Origin of the sequence: Pseudomonas sp. SMN11, from assembly GCF_052041945.1 — a bacterium.
Lineage (GTDB): Bacteria > Pseudomonadota > Gammaproteobacteria > Pseudomonadales > Pseudomonadaceae > Aquipseudomonas.
In genome coordinates, this window is the sequence record NZ_JBKGGW010000001.1 from 355,067 (window position 1) to 376,936 (window position 21,870).

Below are 21,870 nucleotides of genomic sequence, written 5' to 3' on the forward strand. Positions count from 1 at the left end.
CGTGGATCTTCTGTAGACTGTCGCCTTTTCAGCGAGCCCACCCATGCCCAACATCATCCGCATCGCCGCCGCCCTGTTGATCGACCCGCAAGGCCGCACCCTCCTGGTGCGCAAACGTGGCACCCAGGCGTTCATGCAACCGGGTGGCAAGATCGATGCGGGTGAGTCACCCGTTCAGGCGTTGGTGCGTGAGCTGCACGAAGAGTTGGGGCTGCACATTGACCCGGCCCAGGCCGTGCACCTGGGCCAGTTCAGCGCACCGGCGGCCAACGAACCAGGCTTCGAAGTGCAGGCCGAGCTGTTCCGCGTCGACAGTGCGGAGGCCGTAGCCCCAGCGGCGGAAATCGAAGAAGTGCTGTGGCTGGCCGCCGATCAGGCAGCAACGCCTGAGTTGGCGCCGCTGACCCGCGACCTGATCCTGCCTCTGTACCGCCAGGCCGTCAGCGTACCGCGCTGACCCCATCGAGGGTGGCGAACGAGGTGTCCTTGGCGGTCAGCAGGAAGTCGCGCATGTAAGGCGCATCGAGCATGTCGGTGCGTACGGCCGCATACAGCGTGGCGAACAGGCCTTTCTCACCCAGGCGCTTGCCCTTCACGTAGCCCCGTGCGCTGTACTCGTGCAGCGCCCAGTGCGGCATGCCGCACACGCCACGGCCGCTGGCCACCAGTTGCATCATCATCACAGTCAACTCGGACGTGCGCACGGTGGCCGGCTCGATATCGGCTGGCTCCAGGAAGCGGGTGAAGATGTCCAGGCGGTCGCGCTCCACCGGGTAGGTGATCAGGGTCTGGTCGAGCAGGTCCTGGGGCACGATGTACGGTTTGCTGGCCAGAGGGTGCTGGTTGGCCACGGCGAGCATGGCTTCGTAGGTGAACAGCGGCACGTAGGTGATGCCGGCGAGGTCCAGCGGGTCGGAGGTCACCACCAGGTCGAGGTCGCCCCGGGCCAGTGCCGGCAGTGGGGCGAAGGCAAAGCCCGAGGCCAGGTCCAGTTCCACCTCCGGCCAGGCATCGCGGAACTGGTCGATGGTCGGCATCAGCCACTGGAAGCAGCTGTGGCATTCGATGGCCATGTGCAGGCGCCCGGCAGTGCCGCCAGCCAAGCGGGCAATGTCGCGCTCGGCGCCGCGCAGCAGCGGCAGGGTGGCATCGGCCAGTTGCAGCAGGCGCAGGCCGGCGCTGGTGAAGCGGATAGGCTTGGACTTGCGCACGAACAGTGGCAGGCCCAGTCGCTCTTCAAGCTCCTTGAACTGGTGCGACAGCGCCGACTGGGTCAGGTGCAGGCGTTCGGCGGCCTCCACCAGGCTATCGGCCTCGCGCAGGGCATGAAGGGTTTTCAGGTGGCGGATCTCCAGCACAGCTGACTCCGAGAGAAAATTTTCAGAAAACAGGGGGATGAGTTGAGTTTCGCTCATGTTGCCCCGAGCTGTCGACTGGACGCTGCGCCGCACCGCTCGGCAGGGTTCATCAAACTGTCACTGAACTGTGGCAGCGCGCCCGAATTAAATTCATCAGACTCGCGCTCTACTGGGAATCTGCATTCTGGTGTTTCTTTCATGCGGGCTATTCTGCTTTTTTTCTTTCTCGTGTTCAGCACTTCGGCCAGCTTCGCCGACACGCGCTGCGACGCCCATGTGCCGGTACAACGTGCCGAAATCGGTGAGCTGAGCCTGGTCTATCAGAGCGTTGGCGCGCCTCGCGATCCGGCCTTGCTGCTGGTCATGGGCCTGGGCGGGCAACTCATCCACTGGCCGGACGACGTGGTCCAAGCATTGTGCCGTCAGGGTTTTCGGGTCATTCGCTATGACAACCGCGATGTCGGCCTGTCGCGCTGGAACCAGCTGCCGCCTTCGGCCAACCTCACCGTCGAGCTGTTGCGCTACAAGCTGGGCCTGCCGGTCGCCGCGCCTTATACCCTGACCGACATGGCCAACGATGGCCTACAGCTGATGGATGTACTGGGTATTCGCCAGTTCCATGTGCTGGGCGTGAGCATGGGCGGGATGATCGCTCAGCACCTGGCTGCCATGGCGCCCGAGCGGGTGCGTAGCCTGACCCTGGTGATGTCCAGCTCGGGGGCGGCGGGGCTGCCAGCGCCGGATCCGGCCCTGGTGCAGTTGCTGGCGCGGCGCAGTGCGCCGAGTCGCGAGGTAGCCATCGAGCAGCAGGCGGACCTGCTGGCGGCGCTGGGTAGCCCCGAGGTGCATGACGACCGTGCCGCGTTGTTGCAGCAGGCAGCGGTGGCCTATGACCGGGCGTTCAACCCTGAGGGCGCCAAGCGCCAGATCATGGCGATTCTGGCCGAGCCGAGCCGGGTGCAGTTGCTGAATGAGTTGCGAGTGCCGACGCTGGTGGTGCATGGCACCGCCGATCCGCTATTGCCGGTGATGCACGGCGTGCATCTGGCGGCTCATATCCAAGGGAGTCAGCTTCGGTTGATTCCGGGGCTGGCGCACCGCTTCCAGGAGCGGTTCAAGGCTCCCTTGCTGGCGGCGGTGCTGCCTTACCTGCAATCGCACCGGCAGGATGTTACTCATATCGCAGGGCTCTGAATCGGAGTCGCCTGCTTCGTGGTGATGCACACCATTGTAGGAGCGGCCTTGTGTCGCGAAAGGGCTGCAAAGCAGCCCCAGCAATTTATGCACTGCACAGAAATCCTGGGGCTGCTGCGCAGCCCTTTCGTGACACAAGGCCGCTCCTTCAATGGCCGTAAACGCTTTTTCAGCCGAGCCCGTACTTCTTGACCTTGTCGAACAGGGTGGTCTTGGCCATGCCCAGCTCCTGGCTGGCCTGGCTGAGGTTGCCGCCGGTGCGTTGCAAGGCATCGCTGAGCAAGTTGCGCTCAAAGGCCTCCACCGCCTCGGCAAACCCCAGCCCTTGGCTGGCGCCACCGCTCGGGCCCTTCTTGAACGCCGGCAACCCGAGGGCATAACGCTCGGCCACGTTGCGCAACTCGCGCACGTTGCCCGGCCAGTCATGGGCCATCAGCCGTGACAGGGTCTGGCTGTCCAGTGACGGCGCCTCGCGGTCGAAGCGCAGCGCCGATTGCTGCAGGAAGTGTTCGAACAGTTGCAGGATATCTTCGCGGCGCTCACGCAGCGGTGGCAGCTCAAGGGTCACCACGTTCAAGCGGTAATACAGGTCGCTGCGGAACTGCCCGGTCTGGCCCAGCGCGTCGAGGTCGGATTTGGTGGCGGCGATCACCCGACAATCCACGGCAATGCTCTGGTTTGAACCCAGGCGCTCCAGGGTGCGCTCCTGCAGCACGCGCAATAGCTTGATCTGCAGGTTGATCGGCATACTCTCGACCTCGTCGAGGAACAGCGTGCCGCCGTTGGCGTGCTCGATCTTGCCGATGCGGCGCTTGCCGGCACCGGTGAAGGCGTTGGCTTCGTGGCCGAAGATCTCGCTCTCGAACAGGTTTTCCGGCAGGCCACCACAGTTCAGCGCCACGAACGGCTGGCCCTGGCGCCGGCTGAAATCGTGCAGGCAACGGGCGACCAGCTCCTTGCCGGTGCCGGTTTCACCTTCGATCAGCACGTTGGCCGAAGTATCGGCGACGTTGGCGATCAGCTCGCGCAGATGCTCCATGGCCGGCGAGCGACCGATGATGCGCCCCTCCAGGCTGCTCTGTTCGGCCAACTGCCGGCGCAGGGCCACCACCTCGCGTGACAACCCGCGCTGCTCCAGCGCGCGGCGCACCACGTCGACCAGGCGTTCGGGCGAGAACGGTTTCTCCATGAAATCGTAGGCACCATTGCGCATGGCGCCGACGGCCATGTCGATGTCGCCGTGGCCGGTAATCAGCACCACTGGCAGGCTGCGGTCGCGGGCCTTGAGGCGATTGAGCAGTTCCAGGCCATCGATGCCGGGCAGGCGGATATCGCTGACGACGATGCCGGCAAAGTCGTCGCCGATGCGCTCCAGGGCCTGTTCGGCACTGCCGACGCCCTCGCAGGCGATGTCTTCCAGGGCCAGCGCCTGCTGGCAGCCGAGCAGCACATGCGGGTCGTCTTCGACGATCAGGACGGTAAGTGGCGCTTGGTTCATGGTTGCTCTGCCGATTCGCTGGGGGGCGTGACCAGGGGCAGGGCGAGGACGAAGGCGGTGCCGCCGGTGGCGGGGTGCTCGACGTTCAGGCTGCCCTTGGCGGCGGCGGCAAGGCTCGCCGACAGGGTCAGCCCCAGGCCCAGGCCATGTTCGCCCGGTTTGGTGGTGAAGAAGGGTTCGAACAGGTGCTTGCGGGTTTCGGCATCGATACCGTGGCCGTTGTCGCGCACCCGCAGGCGGTACTTGTCGCCTTGCAGCTCGCCTTCGAGCCAGAGCTCGGGCAGTGGCTGGGTGGCCATGGCGTCCAGGGCGTTACCGATCAGGTTGACCAGGATCTGCTCCAGGCGGGTCTGGTCGATGGCCAGCTGCTGGTCGTCGAACTGGCTGTGCAGCTGCAGGTGGCAGCCTGTGATGCGGTTGCTCAGCACCTGCAAGGAGGCGTCCACAGCCTTGGCCAGCGACGCCTGGCCGCTGTCGTCGCCACGCCGGGCGAACGAGCGCAGGCTGGCCGTGATGCGGCCCATGCGGTCGATCAGGTCGTTCATGGTGCGCAGGTTGGTGCTGGCGGTTTCCAGTGCCCCACGCTCGAGGAAGCGCACGGTGTTGCCGGACAGGGTCCGCAGCGCCGCCAGCGGCTGGTTGAGCTCGTGGGCGATGCTGGTGGACATCTGCCCGATCGCAGCCAGCTTGCCGGCCTGGACCAGTTCGTCCTGGGCGTGGCGCAGGGTCTGTTCGGCATGCCGACGTTCACGGATCTGGCCCTTGAGCCGCTCGTTGCTGGCGCGCAGGTCGGCAGTGCGGTCGGCGATGCGCCGCTCCAGCTGACTGTTGGCTTCTTCCAGGGCCTCACGAGCAGCCAGGCGCGTGGCGATAACCTTGCGCCGCTCGTTCCAGGCGATGGCGAGGATGGTCAGCAGGGCGAAGGCCACGCCGACCAGGATGCCCTGCACCATGGATTCGCGGCGCAGGTCCTGCAGCGGGGTGAGCAAGGTGAAGTGCCAAGGCGTGTCGGCCAGGCGCCGGGTCTGCGCCAGGTAGCTCACTTCGTGGGGCTTGCCCTGGGCGGTTTCGGCGTTGGCCGGGAAGGTCAGTTTTTCCACGCCATCGGCCAGGGTTTCGCGGGCCAGCGGTTGCAGCTCGTTCAGCGGCCACCAGTAATACTGCAGGCTGCGCGCCAGCCGCTCCTTGATCTGCGGGGTCAGCGGGCGTACCGATTTCAGGCGGCGGGCCGGGTCGCTGGAGAGAATGATGATGCCGTTCTCGTCGCTGACGAAGGCTTCCAGGCGGGCGCGTTGCCAGCGCTCTTCGAGGGTATCCAGGCGCACCTTGATCACTGCCACGCCGATGATCTTGCCGTGTTCCTCCAAGCCGTGGGCGAGGTAGTAGCCAGCCTCGCCCGTGGTGCTGCCGATCCCGTAGAAACGGCCCGGTTCGCCGCGCACGGCGCTCTGAAAATAGGCCCGGAACGACAGGTCTTCACCCAGGAACGAATCGGCATCGCGCCAGTTGCTGCTGGCCTGTACCCGGCCGTTGGTGTCGAGGACAAAGATGGCCCGGCTGCGGCTGCGGCGGTTCAGGCCTTCGAGGTATTCGTTGACGGCCTGCCGGTTGGCGCCATCCGGGTCGGTGAGCAGCTGCGAGACGCTGTCCTCCAGCTCCAGCAGGCTCGGCAGGTAGGTGTACTTGCTGATTTCGCTCTCGACCGTGCGCGCATGCAGCTCCAGCGCGCGCTCACCGCTTTCGCTCAAGGTGCGGATGCCGTTGCTCTCGCTGATCAGGAAACCGGCCATGCCCAGCCCGACCATCAGCAGGATGATCAGCGGCGGCAGCAGCAATTGGCGAATCAGGCGGGATTTCACGGCGGGCTTGGCAGGGAGAAGAAGCGAAGGGTCGCATTTCATCACAGTGGCCTTGTCACGGCCAGCATCCGCTGCCGGGCGAACCCGGGCAGCGGTGCCGTTGTTGCCGAATCAGTGTTGCAGGATCTTGCTGAGGAAGTGCTGGGTGCGTTCGTGGCGGGCGCTCGGGTCACCGAAGAAGGCTTCCTTCTGGCAGTCTTCGATGATGTTGCCCTTGTCCATGAAGATCACGCGGTTGGCCACTTTGCGGGCGAAGCCCATTTCGTGGGTCACGCACATCATGGTCATGCCTTCGTGGGCCAGTTCGACCATCACGTCCAGTACTTCGTTGACCATCTCCGGGTCCAGCGCCGAGGTCGGTTCGTCGAACAGCATGACGATCGGGTCCATCGACAGCGCGCGGGCAATGGCCACGCGCTGCTGCTGGCCGCCTGAAAGCTGGCCGGGGTGCTTCTTGGCATGGGCACTGAGGCCGACGCGGTCGAGCAGGGCCAGGCCTTTCTTGGTCGCTTCCGCTTCACTGCGGCCGAGCACCTTGCGCTGGGCGATGGTCAGGTTCTCGGTGATCGACAGGTGCGGGAACAGCTCGAAGTGCTGGAACACCATGCCCACCCGCGAACGCAGCTTGGGCAGGTTGGTCTTGGGGTCGGCAATCGAGGTGCCATCGACCACGATGTCGCCTTTCTGGAACGGCTCCAGCGCGTTGACGCACTTGATCAGTGTGGACTTGCCCGAGCCGGACGGGCCGCAGACCACCACCACTTCACCCTTCTTCACTTCGGTGGTGCAGTCGGTCAGCACCTGGAAGTCGCCGTACCACTTGTTGACGTTCTTGATGGAAATCATACGGTGATCCTTTTTTGCAGGCGCTTGACCAGCCACGAAGCGGAGAAGCTGATGACGAAGTACACGACCCCGGCGAAGATAAGGAACTCATGGGAGCGCCCGATGATGTCGCCGTTGGAACGTGCCGAGTTGAGGAAGTCCACCAGGCCCACGGTGTACACCAGCGAGGTGTCCTGGAACAGGATGATGCTCTGCTGCAGCAGCAGCGGGGTCATCTTGCGGAAGGCCTGGGGCAGGATGATCAGGCGCATGGTCTGGCCGTAGGTCATGCCCAGGGCCTGGGCAGCGCCCATCTGGCCCTTGGAGATCGACTGCACGCCGGCGCGGACGATTTCGCAGAAGTACGCGGCCTCGAACATCATGAACGCCACCACGCACGAGGTGAAGGCGCCCACCGGGGTGTCCTCGCCGGTGATCCAGCGCAGCACGAAAGGCACCGCCAGGTAGAACCAGGTGATTACCAGCAGCAGCGGGATCGAGCGGAAGTAGTTGACATAGGCACCGGCCACGCGCGACAGCAGCTTGCTCGACGACAGGCGCATCAGCGCCAGGATGGTGCCCAGCACGATGCCGCCGACCACGCCCATGACCATCAGCTGCAGGGTCATGACCATGCCGTCCCAAAGGGCCGGCAGGGCGGGGATGATTTCGCTGAAATCCATGTCCATTTACTTGCCCCCCACGGAGATCAGGCCAGGCACGGCAACTTTCTTCTCGACCATGCGCATCAGCAGCATCAGGCCCATGTTCAGGGTGAAGTAGATCAGCGTGGCCAGGGTGAAGGCCTCGAACAGGTTGGCCGAGAATTCGGCGGTCTGCTTGGTCTGCGCCAGCAGTTCCATCAGGCCGATCAGCGAGGCCACCGAGGAGTTCTTGAACACGTTCAGGAATTCCGAGGTAAGCGGTGGAATGATGATCCGGTAGGCCTGCGGCAGCAGCACGTTGTTGTAGATCTGCGGCAGGCTGAAGCCCATGGCGCGGGCAGCGGCTTCCTGGCCACGAGGCAGCGCCTGGATGCCGGTGCGCACCTGTTCGCAGACGCGGGCAGCGGTGAACAGGCCCAGGCAGATGACCACGCTGATCAGCGCTGAAGTGGTCGGGTTGAGGTCTTGCTTGAACCATTCCTGCAGGCCTTCGGGCAGCAGGTCCGGCACCAGGAAGTACCAGATGAACAGCTGCACCAGCAGCGGCACGTTGCGGAACAGCTCCACGTAGGCGGTGGCGATGCCCGATACCAGACGGTTCGGCACGGTGCGCATGACGCCGAGGACTGACCCCAGCAGCAATGCGATGATCCAGGCGGTGATGGCGATGGCGATGGTCCAGCCCAGACCGGTAATGTACCAGTCAAGATAGGTCTCGCTGCCCACGCCGGTGGACTTGAAGAACACGCCCCAGTCCCAGTTGTAATTCATCGGGATTTCCCCTCAGACGGTTGTTTCACGGGCACCTTCGAGCATCCGAGGGCGATGAACGCCCTCGGATGAAAGGGTAGACACTAAAGCGTGGCCTGTGGGTTCAATCGTGTGCGGATGCGCACCAGGCCACTATTGGCTGAGGATCAGGACTTCTTCTCGTCCGCGGCCTTGTCGGTCGGCTCGGCGATCAGTTTCTTCAGCTCGTCGCTCATCTGGAAGTTCAGGTTGAGGCCCTTTGGCGGGATGGGCTGGGTGAACCACTTGTCGTAGCTCTTGTTGACTTCGCCCGACTTGAAGTAGGCAACGATGGCGTCATCGACCGCTTTCTTGAAGGCCGGGTCATCCTTGCGCACCATGCAGCCGTAGATTTCGTACGACTGTGGAGTACCGGTGATGACCCAGTCCGACGGCTTGCGCGCCTTGGCCATTTCGCCGGCGAGCAGGGCGTCGTCCATCATGAAGGCCACGGCACGGCCGCTTTCGAGCATGTTGAAGGCTTCACCGTGGTCCTTGGCGGAAATCACGTTCATCTTCATCTGCTTGTCGGCGTTCATCGCCTTGAGGATGCGCTCGGAGGTGGTGCCGGCGGTGGTCACCACGTTCTTGCCGGCCAGGTCCGGGAAGTCCTTGTAGGAAGGCTGACCGTCCTTGACCTTGGTCAGCAGGCGGGTACCGACTTCGAAGATACCTACCGAGAAGCCGACTTGCTGCTGGCGCTCGACGTTGTTGGTGGTGGAGCCGCACTCAAGGTCGACGGTGCCGTTCTGCACCAGCGGGATGCGGGTCTGGGAAGTCACGAGGTTGTATTTGACCTTGATGTCGGTACCCAGTTGCTTCTTCAGGGCATCGACCACAGCCAACTGGATGTCGTGGGAGTAGCCCACGGGCGTTTGACCGCCAGCCAGGTAGGAAAACGGAATGGAAGAGTCGCGGTGGCCCAGGGTGATGGTGCCCGAATCCTTGATCTTCTTCAGGGTACCGGTCAGTTCTTCGGCCATGGCTGGCGAAGCGATGATCGCGGCGGCGATGGTTGCGCCCAACAGATGACGAACGATACGCATCAAATTTTCCTCGACGTGTTTGTTTTTTTTATGGAGCCGTTGGCGGACTCTTTCGTTCAACGAATACAGCTAGAAGCGAGTGCATTCGGCTACCAAGTGTAGAGCATGAGTCGTGCCAAGCTCTGCTCTCGATCATAACGCCGCGAAAATGCTGGGGATTAATCTTTTCTGACCATTGCTGTTCAAATTTATCTGGTCGGGTTTCCGAATGAATCCAATGTATCTGTTCGCTTATCCGAATGAGTGGGGTTGATGGCTGCGCCTCATGGCGATATGTACCGCAGATCCCGCCGCCCGGTGTGGTGTGCTGGCGTCTTTCAGATCTGGAGCACATCCCCATGGCATCCGCCGATATCATCCCGTCGAGCTCAGTAGATCATCTGATTGCCCGGCAGCTACCGCACTGGCTGACCTCAGCCGAAGCGAGCCCGCTTGCGGCCTACCATCAAGCCTTGCGCGCGCAGCAGCAGGCTGCCGAGAGCTTGCGTTACTTGCTGGGCCGCATACCCGACATCGAAATGTTCGCCGCACCACTGTTGCAGCAGGCGTTGACCGCAGCGGGGCTCACTGGGATCGATCCTCGCCGCGCGCAAGTGATCATCAGTGACAAGATCCGCCTCCCTTCCGCGGCAGAGAAATTCTACACGCCCACCGTTACCTACAGCAGCAGGCAGACGCTGTTGGCGGCCGCGTTGCATAATTTCGAACTGGACGAAGCCCAGGCCTCGCTGTTTCGCACTGCGCACCTGGTCGATCAGGCGGGGCAGCGGCTGGCGATGACCTTCGAACAATTTGTAAGGCTTTGCCGCACACTGGACGTTGGAGGTCAATATCAAGCGCTTCTGAAAAGCGTATTGCAGCCCAGATCGGGCCGTGGTCAGCCAGAGCAGCACGCTCGCGCAGCCATTGCCAAGCTGTTCGAGGAGGGCTTGCGCACGCGTCTGCGGGCCGATCTTTACGAAGGCAGGCTCAAGGGCAAACTGGACGCTTTGGATCTGCAGCGGCTCCTGACGCTGGTCGAAGAGCGCCCGCTAGCTGGATCAGCACGAGGAACCCTGACGCCCCGCCAACTCTACCTGTTGGGTATCTGCATCAATGGCGTGGTCACGCTGGAATGGCGGCCGGTGAATGCTGAAAGAGTGGATGAAATCATCCTGTGGTTACCTGGAGATCCGCAGCAGTGTCTGCACTTTTACGATAGCTGGGACGCTCTTTACAACGACCTGGCACGTCGCTTGAAACAGGTACGCTTTCGAGCTTTCTTGAGCGGTTTTGTCAAGGCGCAGGACAAAACGCATTTCGGCAACTCGCTCGCCCGCTTGCTCGATGCATCGAAGCGCGACGAGGGGATGGAGCTGGACGGGCGTAATCTGCCTGTAGCCGGCAATGTCTTCGCGCATACGCGAACCCTGCTGGTCGCCAAGCTGTTCAGCGATGCTGCCTTCGTAGCCGTGCCGACCGATGTCGAAGACCGGCTGAGTCGGCACAAGCGGTTGCAGGCGATGTTCGCGACAGGGCTGGATGTGCTGGGTTTGGCTGCCCTGGTGGTACCTGGACTGGGTGAGCTGATGCTGGTGGTCAGTGCGGCGCAGTTGTTGGATGAGCTGTACGAGGGTTACCAGGACTGGCAGCTGGGCGATCGCCAAGGGGCGCTGGATCACCTGTTCACGGTCGCCCAGGGTTTGCTTGTCGCGGGTGCAACGGCGGGGGTACTGCATACGCTGAGGCGCGTTCCTTTCGTCGACGCTCTGGCGCCGAAGGTCATGACCAATGGCAACTTGAGGCTGGTCAGGAATGCTTGTTACCCGCCCAGCGAGGCCAACGTCCTGGTATTGCTGGAAGGATTGGAGGGCGATCATCTATCCGGCATATCGTCTAGTGACGCGCAGAACCTGCTGGACGTGACGGGCTACGAGGCCGAACACATACGCCAGCTTCATCTGGAGCGCGTGCAAGCGCCTGCGCGGTTGGTCGACCTTCGTGAGCGCATGGTACTTCACGAAGCTTCACCAACATTGCGTGGATCGGCCTTCGAAGAAGCGTTGCAAGCGTCGCGTCAGGGCGCCAGCGCAGACCAGACGAAGTTGGTCGAGGCGTTCCCGGGCCTGTCGCCGCGTTGCGCTCAGGAAATCATCGACAACAGCAGCTCGGCCCAGCTGGACATGCTGCGCAGCCAGGGTCGCGTGCCTTTGGCGATGGCCGAGCGCGCCCGCTGGTTGGTGCGTGACAGCCGGATCGACCGGGCATGCCTGGGCATCCGCTTCCAGGGCTTGGCAAATGCAGACAGTGAGCAACTGATATTCAAACTGATAGAGCACAAGGCACCTTGGCCTGCCTCGTCGCGTATCGAGTTGCGTGCGGGTCAGCGTGAAGGGCGCTTGCTGTATTCGAGCCAGGGGGAAGCGGGTAGCCAGCTGCAGGTCATCATCCAGCACGAGCACGGCTATACCTTGGCGCAAGCGCAGGCAGGAGAGCCTGCTGGTGTCGGCCAGTCGCTGCTCCAAGTGGTTTTGCAGTGTCTGGATGGCGAACAGAAACGCAAGCTGGGTGGGGCGAACTTGTCGTTCAAGCAGCTGCGCACGGCCTTGCTCAAGGGCGCTGCCGAAAACCGCGAACAAGCTGCCGGGTTCATCGGTCTGCCTTCCACCGGCACCAGTATCAGGCCACCCAGGCGATTTGCCGACGGCCGCTTGGGATACCCCCTTAGCGGTGGCGGGGAAAGCAGTCGACAGGCGATCAGGCAAGGTATCCATCAGATTTTTCCGACGCTCAGCGAGCTGCAGCTCGACGCCTATCTTGACGCTGTGCGTCAGCGTGGCGACAACCTGTGGAATCATTACCTGATGTTGCAACGTCAATTGGCAGAGCTGCGTGAGGCCCTGAGCCAATGGCAGAACAGCTCGCAATCACCGATCGATGCCATTCGCCGCCGTCGCGTCGCCAATACCCTGCGGCGCAGCTGGCGGCGCAAGTTGGTGGATGGCAACGACGAGTACGAGCTGACCATCGACGGTGAGCATGTAGCGCAGTTGCCAAACATGCCCGCCGGGCTCGACTATGCACATGTGCGCCGTTTGGCGTTGCGCAACATGCGGTTGAACAGCCTTGACGCTTCGTTTCTCGGCTTGTTCCCGAACGTGGTCGACCTGGACCTGAGCGGCAATCGTCTGGCCTCGGTCCCGCAAGGCATCGAGGGGCTGACCCAACTGCGACGGGTCAATCTGGGCAACAACCTGATCGAGCTGGATGCTGCGGGCAGCAGCCGACTCGCTCGGTTGACGAGTCTCGATACCCTGATACTGAGCTACAACCCGCTCAATGGCATGCCCGACCTGTCCGTCCTGCCGCATGTGCGCGACATCCGTTTGCGCTCTACGGGGCAGGTGGACATCGCTCCGATCCATCAGAATGTCGCGTTGCGGGCCCACATCGACCTGCGTGACAACCGGATAAGCGAGCTGCGCCGGGAAATGCGCGGGTTGCGCCTGCGCCTGCAGCGCATGAGCCTGCACCACAACCCCTTGAGCGAGGCCAGCGCCGAGTTCGTGGATGAGGCGCGCAGTGTGTCGCCCGCAGGTGCAAGGGGCAGCGCGACCCATGTTCACAGGGGGCTGGACGATGGCGTGCGCGATGCCTGGGTGGATACCAGCAACGCGCTTTTACAAGAGCAACGCGAAGCCACTTGGCAGCACCTTGTCGGGGAACCTGGCTCAAGTGGGCTGTTCAGGTTTCTTGCCGATTTTGTCGATACCGAGGACTTCGCGACTCACCCGTCATATTTTCGCCAGCGTGTCTGGCGCATCCTGCAAGCGTGCGAGCACAACGAGAGCCTGCGTGAACAGCTGTTCCGCGAGGCCGATGGGCCGCGCAGCTGCGAGGATCGTTTGCTGCTGATGCTCAACCAGATGGAAGTGGGCATCCTCGCCCACGAGGGCATCGAAGGCGGGCCTGTGGCGTTGCGGGAAACCCGTCTGCTGCGGCTCGGGCGGCAGCTGCACCGCCTCGACCTGCTGGACGATGTCGCCAACGAGCACGTGCGGCGCATGCGCGACGAAGGTCGGCGCAGGGTCGACGAGATCGAAGTACGGCTGTACTACCGGTCGCGATTGGCAGGGGCACTCGACTTGCCGGTGGTGCCGGACCCGATGCATTTCGCGTCTTTCGCCCAAGTATCCATGGCCGATCTCAGCCGTGCAGAACTGGCTGTGCTGCGCGGTAGCACCCCCGTCGCCATGCTGGACGCGCTGGTCGAACGGCCGTACTGGCAGCGTTATCTGCGGGAAACCTACGCCGAGCGTTTCGAGACGATGGGCGCTGGCTACCATGAGCGCCTGGAAGCCCTGGAACAACAAGCCAGGGCAGGGCAGGAGGCCGACTACGACGAGCGTGCAAGGGCACTGATGGCCCAGCACGCCGCCGAGGAAGCGGTGTTGATGCGAAACCTGACTACCGAAGCCTGGGCACAATCGCGGTATGGCTCGCAGGAGCGCCTGATGCCAGTCTGACTCAGGCCGCCTGGATGCGGGCCAGATCCTGCTCGCGCTGTTGCATGTATTCCTTCAGCGCCTGCTGTTCGGCCGCGCTGGTGAACAGCCCCAGCTTGGTGCGACGCCACAAGATATCGTCGGCGTCGCACGCCCACTCCTCGTTGCAAAGATAATCCACTTCACGGCTGAACAGACCACCGCCGATCGATTGGCCGAGGTCCTCAGGGCCATGCACGCCATCGATCAGCCGCCAGACGCGGCTGCCGTATGTGCTGGCCCAGCGCCGGGCAATATCGACCGGCAACCATCCGCAGCGGGCCAGGATGGCGTCGCTCAGGGTCTGGGCGGTGGTCATGTTCTCGCCGCCCGGCAGCGGCGCGGTGGCGGTCCAACTGCCGCGCATCTGGGTGAAGAAAGGCTTGAGCTCAGCCATCGCCGACTCTGCCAGCTTGCGGTACGTGGTCAACTTGCCGCCGAACACCGACAGCAACGGCGCCTGGTTCTCGCTGGCAGACAGCGCCAGCGTGTAGTCACGGGTCACCGCCGACGGGTTGTCCGACTCGTCGTTGCACAGCGGTCGCACGCCCGAATAGGTGTGCAGGATGTCGCTGTGGCTCAGTTGGTGATTGAAGTGCTCGTTGACCACCTTCAGCAGGTAGTCGGTTTCCTGTCCGGTGATTGCTACCTTGGCCGGATCGCCGCTGTACTCGCGGTCGGTGGTGCCGATAAGGGTGAAGCGATCCAGGTACGGAATGCAGAAGACAATACGCTGGTCTTCGTTCTGCAGGATGTAGGCGTGTTCGCCTTCATACAGGCGTGGCACGATGATGTGGCTGCCCTGGATCAGGCGGATGCCGTAGGGCGCATCGAGCTTGAGATCATCCTTGATGAAGCTGGCGACCCATGGGCCGGCAGCGTTGACCAGTGCCCGGGCGCGGATCGTCTGCAGCGTGCCGTCGGCGTGCTGCAACTCGACCTGCCACAGGCCATCGACGCGCTCGGCACGCAGGCAGCGGGTGTGAGTATGAATGTGCGCGCCGTGTTCACGGGCGGCCATGGCGTTGAGCACCACCAGACGTGCATCGTCGACGGCGCAGTCGGCGTATTCGAAGCCGCGGGTAATTGCTGGCTTGAGCGGGTATCCCTGGCTGAAGCGCAGGCTGCGCGAGGCGCCTAGGCGTTTACGCTTACCCAGGTGGTCATAAAGGAACAGGCCGGCGCGAATCATCCAGGCAGGGCGCAGGTGCGGGCGGTGCGGCAGCACGAAGCGCATTGGTTTGACGATGTGCGGCGCCTTGGCCAGCAGCACTTCACGTTCGGCCAGCGCCTCGCGCACCAGGCGGAATTCGTAGTGCTCCAGGTAACGCAGGCCGCCATGAATCAGCTTGCTGCTGGCCGACGAGGTGTGTTGTGCCAGGTCGTCCTTTTCGCAAAGGAATACCTTTAAGCCACGCCCGGCGGCGTCTGCAGCGATGCCCACACCATTGATGCCACCGCCGATCACGGCGAGGTCGTAGCAGTCGGCGACTGGGGGCTGGGACGAGACGGGCTGGGACACGGGCAAGGCCTCCTGAGGCTGTTCATATCGAATATGAACATTTATGTTCGTTTCCGAAAATAGTAGCGCAACAGAAAGCCGGTCGCCAGTCAGTCTTTATAGAAAAAACTGATCAAATGACAATAAAACGAACATTTACGAAAGTGACGGGCCTGTTGACGGCCCGTCGCGGGGTCAGACCACCTCGAGGCGGATCTTGTACTGGTTCAGCAGCTGGGTGAGTGCAGGGGTAGGTGCCTGGTCGGTCACCAGGCAGTCGACCAAGCTGATCGAGCCGAGGCGCACCATGGCGTTGCGCCCGAACTTGCTGGAGTCGGCGGCAAGCACCACCTGGCGGGCATTGGCGATGATCGCCTGGGAAACCCGTACTTCCTGATAATCGAAATCGAGTAGGCTGCCGTCTTCATCGATGCCGCTGATGCCCACCAAGGCGAAATCGACCTTGAACTGGTTGATGAAGTCGACGCTGGCCTGGCCGACCACGCCGCCATCACGACGTACCGTGCCGCCGGCTACCAGCACCTCGAAGTCATCCTTGGCAGCCAGAATGGCAGCCACATGCAGGTTGTTGGTGATGACCTTAAGGTGGTTGTGGTTGAGCAATGCCCGGGCAATCGATTCGGTGGTGGTGCCGATATTGATGAACAGTGAGGCGTGGTCGGGGATCTGCCGCGCTACGGCTTCGGCGATGCGCTGCTTTTCGTCGCGCATCTGGTCGGCGCGCATGGCATAGGCGGTGTTCTCAATGCTCGAATCATAGGCAGCCCCGCCGTGGTAGCGGCGTAGCAGGTTGAGCTCGGCCAGCTGGTTGATATCGCGGCGGATGGTTTGCGGTGTGACGACGAACAGCTGCGCCATTTCTTCGATACTGACGTAACCGCGGTCGCGCACCAGTTCGAGGATTTGTTGTTGGCGTGGGGGCAGATTCATGGGCGGTCCTTTGGGGCTGCCGGACAAATTCTGCAATGATGCCGTAGGACGGGGACTACGGCCAGTAGACGATGGCGCATTAGCGCACGGTCATTGTAGGAGCGGCCTTGCGTCGCGATTGGGCCGCAACGCGGCCCCACGGTTTCAGCGCAGACGCATAAATTGCTGGGGCTGCTTTGCAGCCCTTTCGCGACGCAAGGCCGCTCCTACAATGGCCGCGTCAGCACTGATGTGGTGTTACGCCTCGTGATCTTCCCAGTCACGGGTGCGGTCGACGGCCTTCTTCCAGCCGGCATACAGTTTTTCTTTCTGCGCCTCATCCAGCTGCGGGCTGAACTCGCGCTCGATGATCGCCTTGTCGCGCAGCTCTTCCAGGCCGCTCCAGAAGCCGCAGGCCAGGCCTGCCAGGTAGGCGGCGCCGAGGGCGGTGGTTTCGCGCATTTTCGGGCGCTCCACACAGGTTCCGAGGATGTCGGCCTGGAACTGCATGAGAAAGTTGTTGGCCACTGCACCGCCGTCAACGCGCAGCTCCGACAGACGTTCGCCGCAGTCCTGCTGCATGGCGTCAAGCACGTCGCGGGTCTGGTAGGCAATCGATTCCAGCGCGGCGCGAATGATGTGGTCGACCTTCACGCCACGGGTCAGGCCGAACAGTGCGCCACGGGCATACGGGTCCCAGTACGGCGCACCCAGGCCGGTGAAGGCTGGCACCAGATACACACCGTTGCTGTCCTTGACCTTGCTGGCGAAGTACTCCGTATCCAGCGCATCGTTGACGATTTTCAGTTCGTCACGCAGCCACTGCACGGTAGAGCCACCGTTGAAAACCGCGCCTTCCAGGGCATAGGCCACCTCGCCGCGTGGGCCGCAGGCGATGGTGGTGAGCAGGCCGTGGGAGGATTTCACGGCCTTGTCGCCGGTGTTCATCAGCAGGAAGCAGCCGGTACCGTAGGTGTTCTTGGCCTGGCCCGGTTCCACGCACATCTGGCCGAACAGCGCCGACTGCTGGTCGCCGGCGATACCGGCGATGGCGATGCCGCTCTTGGTATGGCCGTACACTTCCGACGACGAGCGCACTTCGGGCAGCATCTGCCGCGGGATGCCGAGAATTTCCAGCAGCTTGTCGTCCCACTGCAGGCTGTGGATGTTGAACATCAGCGTGCGCGAGGCGTTGGTGTAGTCGGTGACATGCACCTTGCCGCCGGAGAACTTCCAGATCAGCCAGGTATCGATGGTGCCGAACAGCAGCTCGCCGCGCTCGGCGCGTTCACGGGCGCCTTCGACATTGTCGAGGATCCACTTCAGCTTGGTGCCGGAGAAGTACGGGTCGGTGACCAGGCCGGTGGCTTCGCGGATGTAGTCTTCATGGCCATCACGCTTGAGCTGGGCGCAGATCTCGGTGCTGCGGCGGCACTGCCAGACGATGGCGTTGTACACCGGGCGGCCGGTTTCCTTGTCCCATACCACGGTGGTTTCACGCTGGTTGGTGATGCCCAGCGCGGCAACCTGTGCATGGCTGATGCCGGCCTGGGCCAGGGCCTCGACCATGGTCGCGCTCTGGGTGGCAAAGATCTCCATCGGGTCGTGCTCGACCCAGCCAGCTTGCGGGTAATGTTGGGCGAACTCGCGTTGCGAGGTACCAACCACATTGGCATCGCGGTCGAAGATGATCGCTCGCGAGCTGGTGGTGCCCTGGTCCAGGGCGATGATGTAGTTCTTATCCTGGGTGTCTGTCATGGTCGTAGGCCTTGCATAAAGAGGAATTCAGGGCGTCAGCATCAGTTGGCTTGAGTATCGCCCTGGCGATTGTCGGTTGTCTCGGCGCTTGCGCTTTGCGCCGTCGGCAGGTTGCGGGCGATCAGGCCGCGATAGATCGCAGCCCCCAGGCAAGCGCCGAGGATCGGTGCGAACACCGGAACCAGGAAATACGGAATGTCCCGACCGCCAGTGAAGGCGATTTCGCCCCAGCCAGCCAGGAAGGTCATCAATTTGGGGCCGAAATCGCGGGCCGGGTTCATCGCAAAACCGGTCAGCGGGCCCATGGCACTGCCAATCACGGCGATCAGCAGGCCGATCAGCAGCGGGGCCATGGCGCCGCGCGGCAGGCCGTTGTTGTCATCGGCCAAGGCCATGATCACGGCCATCAGAATCGCGGTGATCACCACTTCGACCAGGAACGCCTGGCCAGTGGACAGTGACGGGTGCGGATACGTCGAGAATACCGAGGCCAGTTCCAGGCTTTCGGTGCTGCCACGCAGCATGGCGTGGGCCTGTTCGAAATCGAAGAACAGGTTGCTGTAGAGCGTGTAAACGAGTGCGGCGCCGCAGAATGCACCGCAAATCTGGGCGAGTGCATAGAACGGCAGCTTGCGCTTGTCGAAGCCGGCGAACAGGGTGAGCGCGATGCTCACGGCCGGGTTCAGGTGCGCGCCGGAAATGCCGGCGGTGAGGTAGATCGCCATGCTTACGCCGATACCCCAGATGACGCTGATTTCCCATAGGCCGAAGCTGGCGCCAGCGACCTTGAGCGCGGCGACGCAGCCGGTTCCGAAGAAGATCAGCAAGGCGGTGCCGAGAAATTCGGCCAGGCATTGGCTGGACAATGTAGGTTCGCGAAGAGCAGTCGTCATGTATGACCTCGTTGTTTTTGTTGTGAGGCGCGAAGCGCTCGACAGCAAAGCCTGGTGCCTATCCCCATTGACCCCAGGCGGGTGTTAAGAAGCGCACCTTAAAAGAGCACCATTTATTCAGAAACGAAAAAATATAGACAAGAAACGCTGATGTCAAAGGTCGAAAGTGAACGGGTAGTCACGTTTTGGTCGCCTGTTTCAAAGGCTGATGCCCGTGTTAGAGGGCTGCGTCAGCCATTGGCTGGCTGGGGCGCAGGAATTGCCCTAAAGTAGCCGCGACCTGTCCCAGACCGGAGCACTGCATGACCCCCGCACTTGACCTGTTGAAAAAAGCCCGCGCCGAACATCGCGTGCACAGTTATGAACATGACCCCAAGTCGGCGTCATATGGGCTGGAGGCGGCGGAAAAGCTAGGGCTCGAACCGCAGCAGGTGTTCAAGACCTTGCTGGCGAGCAGCGAGAAGGGCGAATTGCTGGTGGCGGTGGTGCCGGTGGTAGGGACGCTGGACCTCAAGGCGCTGGCCCATGCGGCTGGCGTGAAGAAGTGCGAAATGGCCGACCCGGCTGTGGCTCAGCGGGCGACGGGCTATCTGGTGGGCGGGATCAGCCCTTTGGGGCAGAAGAAGCGCCTGCGCACCTTCATCGATGATTCGGCGCAAAATTTTGCAACCATCCATGTCAGCGCTGGGCGGCGGGGGCTGGAAGTCGAGTTGGCGGCGGCGGTACTGGCCGAGCATACCCAGGGCAAATTTGCCGGGATTGGTAGAGGCTGAGATTGCAGGGGCCGCACAGCGGCCCCGACATCTTGAATCAGGTCGCCGAGCTGTAGCGGCGAACCCCGTTCTCCTGACGCGCCGACTGCGTCGCGACACTGCCCGGCACCGGGAACAGCACCAGGTGATCGGCCTTCACCGCAATCCCCACATCCTCACCCAGCTGGTGGTCGATATGGCTCGGGAAGATCGCTTCGAGCTGGCTGCCAGTGGGCAACTGCAAACGGTACAGGGTCGACGCACCGAGGAAGCTCTTGCCGACGATGTTCGCCTGCAGCGCGCTGCCTGGGGCTGGCACGATGTCATCAGGGCGCAGCAGCACATCCACCGAGCTGCCTGGCGCCATGGTGTAGGCACGGTTGCCACGCAGCTCTCCCAGTTCGGTATTGACCGCTTCATGGCTGCTCATCTGGCCACGGATGAAGTAACCCTGGCCGACGAAGCTGGCCACGAACGTCGTCTGCGGTTCGTGATACAGGTTGTAGGGCGTATCCCACTGCTCCAGCCGGCCTTCCTTGAACACGCCCACGTGGTCGCTGACGGCAAACGCCTCTTCCTGGTCATGGGTCACCAGGATCGCACTGGTGCCGCGGCTCTTGAGGATGTCACGCACTTCGTGGCTGAGGCGTCGGCGCAGTTCCACGTCGAGGTTGGAGAACGGCTCGTCGAGCAGCAGCAGTTGTGGCTCAGGTGCCAGCGCGCGCGCCAGGGCGACACGCTGTTGCTGGCCACCCGACAGCTCATGCGGGTAGCGCCCACCGAGGCCGCCGAGCTTGACCAGTTCGAGCATCTCTTTGATCACCTGGGCCTGATTCGGGTGCTTGGCGATGCCGAAGGCGATGTTCTGCGCCACGGTCAGGTGCGGGAACAGGGCGTAGTCCTGGAACACCATGCCGATGCGGCGTTTCTCCGGGGCCAGGGTGAAGCCGGCGCGGGAGATGACTTCGCCGGCCAGCTGGATTTCACCCTCGTGCACCGGCTCGAAACCGGCGATGGCGCGCAGGGTGGTGGTCTTGCCACAACCCGACGAGCCCAGCAGGCAACCGATGTCGCCTGCGTTCAGGTGCAGGTTGAGGTTCTGGACGATGCGCTGCTCGCCGTAGCCGCAGGCGAGGTTGCGCAGGTTGAGCAGTAAGGGTTGACTCATGCGTGGTGGTAAGCCGGTTCGACAAGGAATTCGAGAAGGGCCTTCTGTGCATGCAAGCGGTTTTCAGCCTGGTCCCAGGCGACCGAACGAGGGTCGTCGAGCAGGTCGTGGCTGATTTCCTCACCCCGGTGGGCGGGCAGGCAGTGCATGAACAGGGCGTCGGGTGCCGCCAGGTCGAGCAGTGCGCGGGTGACCTGGTAAGGCGCGAAATGCGCCAGGCGCCGTGCAGTTTCCTCTTCCTGACCCATTGAAGTCCAGACATCCGTGGTTACCAGGTGCGCACCGCGCACGGCTTCCTGCGGATCGCGGACGATCTGCACGTGGTCGCCACCCAGGGCCATGAAGCGTGGATCGGGCTCATAGCCTTCCGGGCAGGCGATGCGCAGCTGGAAGTCGAACTGCTTGGCCGCTTCGATATACGAGTTGCACATGTTGAAGCCATCGCCGATCCAGGCCACGGTCTTGCCCTGGATCGAGCCGCGGTGCTCGAGGAAGGTCTGCATGTCGGCCAGCAGCTGGCACGGGTGCGACTCGTCGGACAGGGCGTTGATCACCGGCACGCGGGACTTGGCGGCAAATTCGGTCAGGGTGCTGTGGGCGTGGGTACGGATCATCACCACGTCGAGCATGCTCGACAGCACGATGGCGCTGTCACCGATCGGCTCGCCACGGCCCAGCTGGGTGTCCCGTGGCGAGAGGAAGATCGCCTGGCCACCGAGCTGGATCATGCCGGCTTCGAACGACACGCGGGTACGGGTCGAGGATTTCTCGAAGATCATGCCCAGCACGCGGTTCTTCAGGGGCTCGAACAGCACGCCTCGCTTGCGCAGGTCCTTCAGCTCGATGCCTCGGCGGATCACACCGAGCAATTCGTCGGTGGTGAAATCCAGCAGGGAGAGAAAGTGCCTAGCGCTCATGATTGACTACCTTATCTGCAACGGTATGCAGGTCGACCGTATGGTTTTTTTTGACAACGGGAGTGACCTGCGGCGTAAGCCGCACGGGGCGGACGAAATGGGGAAAGGCGCAATACTATAATTAAATGTCGCCTGAAACCAAGAGGGGAAACAGCAGCTCGTTCTTAAGATGTTGCAAAGGGTGTCGTACCCCT

At 62.7% G+C, this 21,870-nt stretch carries 17 protein-coding genes; 4 read left to right on the forward strand and 13 right to left on the reverse strand.

Going from position 1 to position 21,870, the window contains the following annotated elements:
* Positions 1-43: 43 nt before the first annotated feature.
* Positions 44-457, forward strand: a complete 414-nt coding sequence (locus ACLEJU_RS01665; RefSeq protein WP_435422117.1) for an NUDIX hydrolase — start codon at positions 44-46, stop codon at positions 455-457.
* Here ACLEJU_RS01665 and metR read toward each other — a convergent pair.
* Positions 441-1,358 carry a transcriptional regulator MetR gene (gene metR, locus ACLEJU_RS01670; RefSeq protein WP_435422116.1) on the reverse strand — a complete coding sequence of 306 codons (918 nt, stop codon included), beginning with the start codon at positions 1,356-1,358 and terminating at the stop codon, positions 441-443. The two genes, ACLEJU_RS01665 and metR, sit on opposite strands and share 17 nt — an antisense overlap.
* Before the next feature lie 198 nt (positions 1,359-1,556).
* Between metR and ACLEJU_RS01675 the strand changes: the two genes are divergently transcribed.
* On the forward strand, positions 1,557-2,552 hold the full coding sequence (locus ACLEJU_RS01675; RefSeq protein WP_435422115.1) for an alpha/beta fold hydrolase: 996 nt from the start codon (positions 1,557-1,559) through the stop codon (positions 2,550-2,552).
* A gap of 169 nt (positions 2,553-2,721) precedes the next feature.
* Here the strand turns inward: ACLEJU_RS01675 and ACLEJU_RS01680 are convergent, their stop codons facing one another.
* From ACLEJU_RS01680 to ACLEJU_RS01705, 6 genes are all read right to left on the reverse strand, one after another.
* On the reverse strand, positions 2,722-4,050 hold the full coding sequence (locus ACLEJU_RS01680; RefSeq protein WP_435422114.1) for a sigma-54-dependent transcriptional regulator: 1,329 nt from the start codon (positions 4,048-4,050) through the stop codon (positions 2,722-2,724).
* Positions 4,047-5,951 carry a sensor histidine kinase gene (locus tag ACLEJU_RS01685; protein WP_435422113.1) on the reverse strand — a complete coding sequence of 635 codons (1,905 nt, stop codon included), beginning with the start codon at positions 5,949-5,951 and terminating at the stop codon, positions 4,047-4,049. The genes ACLEJU_RS01680 and ACLEJU_RS01685 overlap by 4 nt, the downstream gene beginning before the upstream one ends.
* A 69-nt stretch (positions 5,952-6,020) precedes the next feature.
* Entirely contained in the window at positions 6,021-6,755 is a 735-nt protein-coding gene (locus ACLEJU_RS01690) for an amino acid ABC transporter ATP-binding protein (RefSeq protein ID WP_060512719.1), read from the reverse strand.
* On the reverse strand, positions 6,752-7,423 hold the full coding sequence (locus ACLEJU_RS01695; protein WP_103449396.1) for an amino acid ABC transporter permease: 672 nt from the start codon (positions 7,421-7,423) through the stop codon (positions 6,752-6,754). Before ACLEJU_RS01695 ends, ACLEJU_RS01690 begins: the two co-directional genes overlap by 4 nt.
* A complete protein-coding gene (locus ACLEJU_RS01700) occupies positions 7,424-8,170 on the reverse strand; it encodes an amino acid ABC transporter permease (protein WP_085675218.1) in 747 nt (248 codons plus the stop codon).
* A gap of 146 nt (positions 8,171-8,316) precedes the next feature.
* Positions 8,317-9,234 carry a glutamate/aspartate ABC transporter substrate-binding protein gene (locus ACLEJU_RS01705; protein WP_435422112.1) on the reverse strand — a complete coding sequence of 306 codons (918 nt, stop codon included), beginning with the start codon at positions 9,232-9,234 and terminating at the stop codon, positions 8,317-8,319.
* A 338-nt stretch (positions 9,235-9,572) separates the two neighbouring features.
* Between ACLEJU_RS01705 and ACLEJU_RS01710 the strand changes: the two genes are divergently transcribed.
* Entirely contained in the window at positions 9,573-13,739 is a 4,167-nt protein-coding gene (locus ACLEJU_RS01710; protein WP_435422111.1) for an NEL-type E3 ubiquitin ligase domain-containing protein, read from the forward strand.
* A gap of 1 nt (position 13,740) precedes the next feature.
* Here the strand turns inward: ACLEJU_RS01710 and glpD are convergent, their stop codons facing one another.
* The 4 genes from glpD to ACLEJU_RS01730 form a co-directional block, all read right to left on the reverse strand.
* The gene (gene glpD / locus ACLEJU_RS01715; protein ID WP_435422110.1) at positions 13,741-15,279 is read right to left on the reverse strand and encodes a glycerol-3-phosphate dehydrogenase; all 1,539 of its coding nucleotides are present in this window, start codon (positions 15,277-15,279) and stop codon (positions 13,741-13,743) included.
* 174 nt (positions 15,280-15,453) lie between these two features.
* Positions 15,454-16,209, reverse strand: a complete 756-nt coding sequence (glpR, locus tag ACLEJU_RS01720) for a DNA-binding transcriptional repressor GlpR (protein WP_110636225.1) — start codon at positions 16,207-16,209, stop codon at positions 15,454-15,456.
* A gap of 237 nt (positions 16,210-16,446) precedes the next feature.
* A complete protein-coding gene (gene glpK, locus ACLEJU_RS01725; RefSeq protein ID WP_159409114.1) occupies positions 16,447-17,946 on the reverse strand; it encodes a glycerol kinase GlpK in 1,500 nt (499 codons plus the stop codon).
* 41 nt (positions 17,947-17,987) lie between these two features.
* Complete coding sequence (locus ACLEJU_RS01730; protein WP_435422109.1) at positions 17,988-18,839, reverse strand: MIP/aquaporin family protein; 852 nt, start codon at positions 18,837-18,839, stop codon at positions 17,988-17,990.
* 302 nt (positions 18,840-19,141) lie between these two features.
* On the opposite strand from ACLEJU_RS01730, the gene ybaK reads away from it, so the two are divergent.
* Positions 19,142-19,612, forward strand: a complete 471-nt coding sequence (ybaK, locus tag ACLEJU_RS01735; protein ID WP_435422108.1) for a Cys-tRNA(Pro) deacylase — start codon at positions 19,142-19,144, stop codon at positions 19,610-19,612.
* A gap of 37 nt (positions 19,613-19,649) precedes the next feature.
* Here ybaK and ACLEJU_RS01740 read toward each other — a convergent pair whose 3' ends face one another.
* Together ACLEJU_RS01740 and argF are read right to left on the reverse strand one after the other, a co-directional pair.
* Positions 19,650-20,759: an ABC transporter ATP-binding protein gene (locus ACLEJU_RS01740; RefSeq protein ID WP_435422107.1), complete on the reverse strand. Its 1,110-nt coding sequence runs from the start codon at positions 20,757-20,759 to the stop codon at positions 19,650-19,652.
* Positions 20,756-21,676, reverse strand: coding sequence for an ornithine carbamoyltransferase (argF, locus tag ACLEJU_RS01745; protein ID WP_435422106.1), 921 nt, complete (start codon positions 21,674-21,676; stop codon positions 20,756-20,758). The genes ACLEJU_RS01740 and argF overlap by 4 nt, the downstream gene beginning before the upstream one ends.
* Positions 21,677-21,870 lie beyond the last annotated feature (194 nt).

What these genes read in the sequence shown, in the direction of transcription:
- glpR (WP_110636225.1), bottom strand. Translation starts at nt 16,209, where the DNA reads ATGAATCTGCCCCCACGCCAACAACAAATCCTCGAACTGGTGCGCGAC.
- ACLEJU_RS01690 (WP_060512719.1), bottom strand. Translation starts at nt 6,755, where the DNA reads ATGATTTCCATCAAGAACGTCAACAAGTGGTACGGCGACTTCCAGGTG.
- glpK (WP_159409114.1), bottom strand. Translation starts at nt 17,946, where the DNA reads ATGACAGACACCCAGGATAAGAACTACATCATCGCCCTGGACCAGGGC.
- ACLEJU_RS01700 (WP_085675218.1), bottom strand. Translation starts at nt 8,170, where the DNA reads ATGAATTACAACTGGGACTGGGGCGTGTTCTTCAAGTCCACCGGCGTG.
- ACLEJU_RS01710 (WP_435422111.1), top strand. Translation starts at nt 9,573, where the DNA reads ATGGCATCCGCCGATATCATCCCGTCGAGCTCAGTAGATCATCTGATT.
- ACLEJU_RS01675 (WP_435422115.1), top strand. Translation starts at nt 1,557, where the DNA reads ATGCGGGCTATTCTGCTTTTTTTCTTTCTCGTGTTCAGCACTTCGGCC.
- argF (WP_435422106.1), bottom strand. Translation starts at nt 21,676, where the DNA reads ATGAGCGCTAGGCACTTTCTCTCCCTGCTGGATTTCACCACCGACGAA.
- ACLEJU_RS01695 (WP_103449396.1), bottom strand. Translation starts at nt 7,423, where the DNA reads ATGGACATGGATTTCAGCGAAATCATCCCCGCCCTGCCGGCCCTTTGG.
- ybaK (WP_435422108.1), top strand. Translation starts at nt 19,142, where the DNA reads ATGACCCCCGCACTTGACCTGTTGAAAAAAGCCCGCGCCGAACATCGC.
- ACLEJU_RS01730 (WP_435422109.1), bottom strand. Translation starts at nt 18,839, where the DNA reads ATGACGACTGCTCTTCGCGAACCTACATTGTCCAGCCAATGCCTGGCC.
- ACLEJU_RS01705 (WP_435422112.1), bottom strand. Translation starts at nt 9,234, where the DNA reads ATGCGTATCGTTCGTCATCTGTTGGGCGCAACCATCGCCGCCGCGATC.
- ACLEJU_RS01740 (WP_435422107.1), bottom strand. Translation starts at nt 20,759, where the DNA reads ATGAGTCAACCCTTACTGCTCAACCTGCGCAACCTCGCCTGCGGCTAC.
- ACLEJU_RS01680 (WP_435422114.1), bottom strand. Translation starts at nt 4,050, where the DNA reads ATGAACCAAGCGCCACTTACCGTCCTGATCGTCGAAGACGACCCGCAT.
- ACLEJU_RS01685 (WP_435422113.1), bottom strand. Translation starts at nt 5,951, where the DNA reads ATGAAATGCGACCCTTCGCTTCTTCTCCCTGCCAAGCCCGCCGTGAAA.
- ACLEJU_RS01665 (WP_435422117.1), top strand. Translation starts at nt 44, where the DNA reads ATGCCCAACATCATCCGCATCGCCGCCGCCCTGTTGATCGACCCGCAA.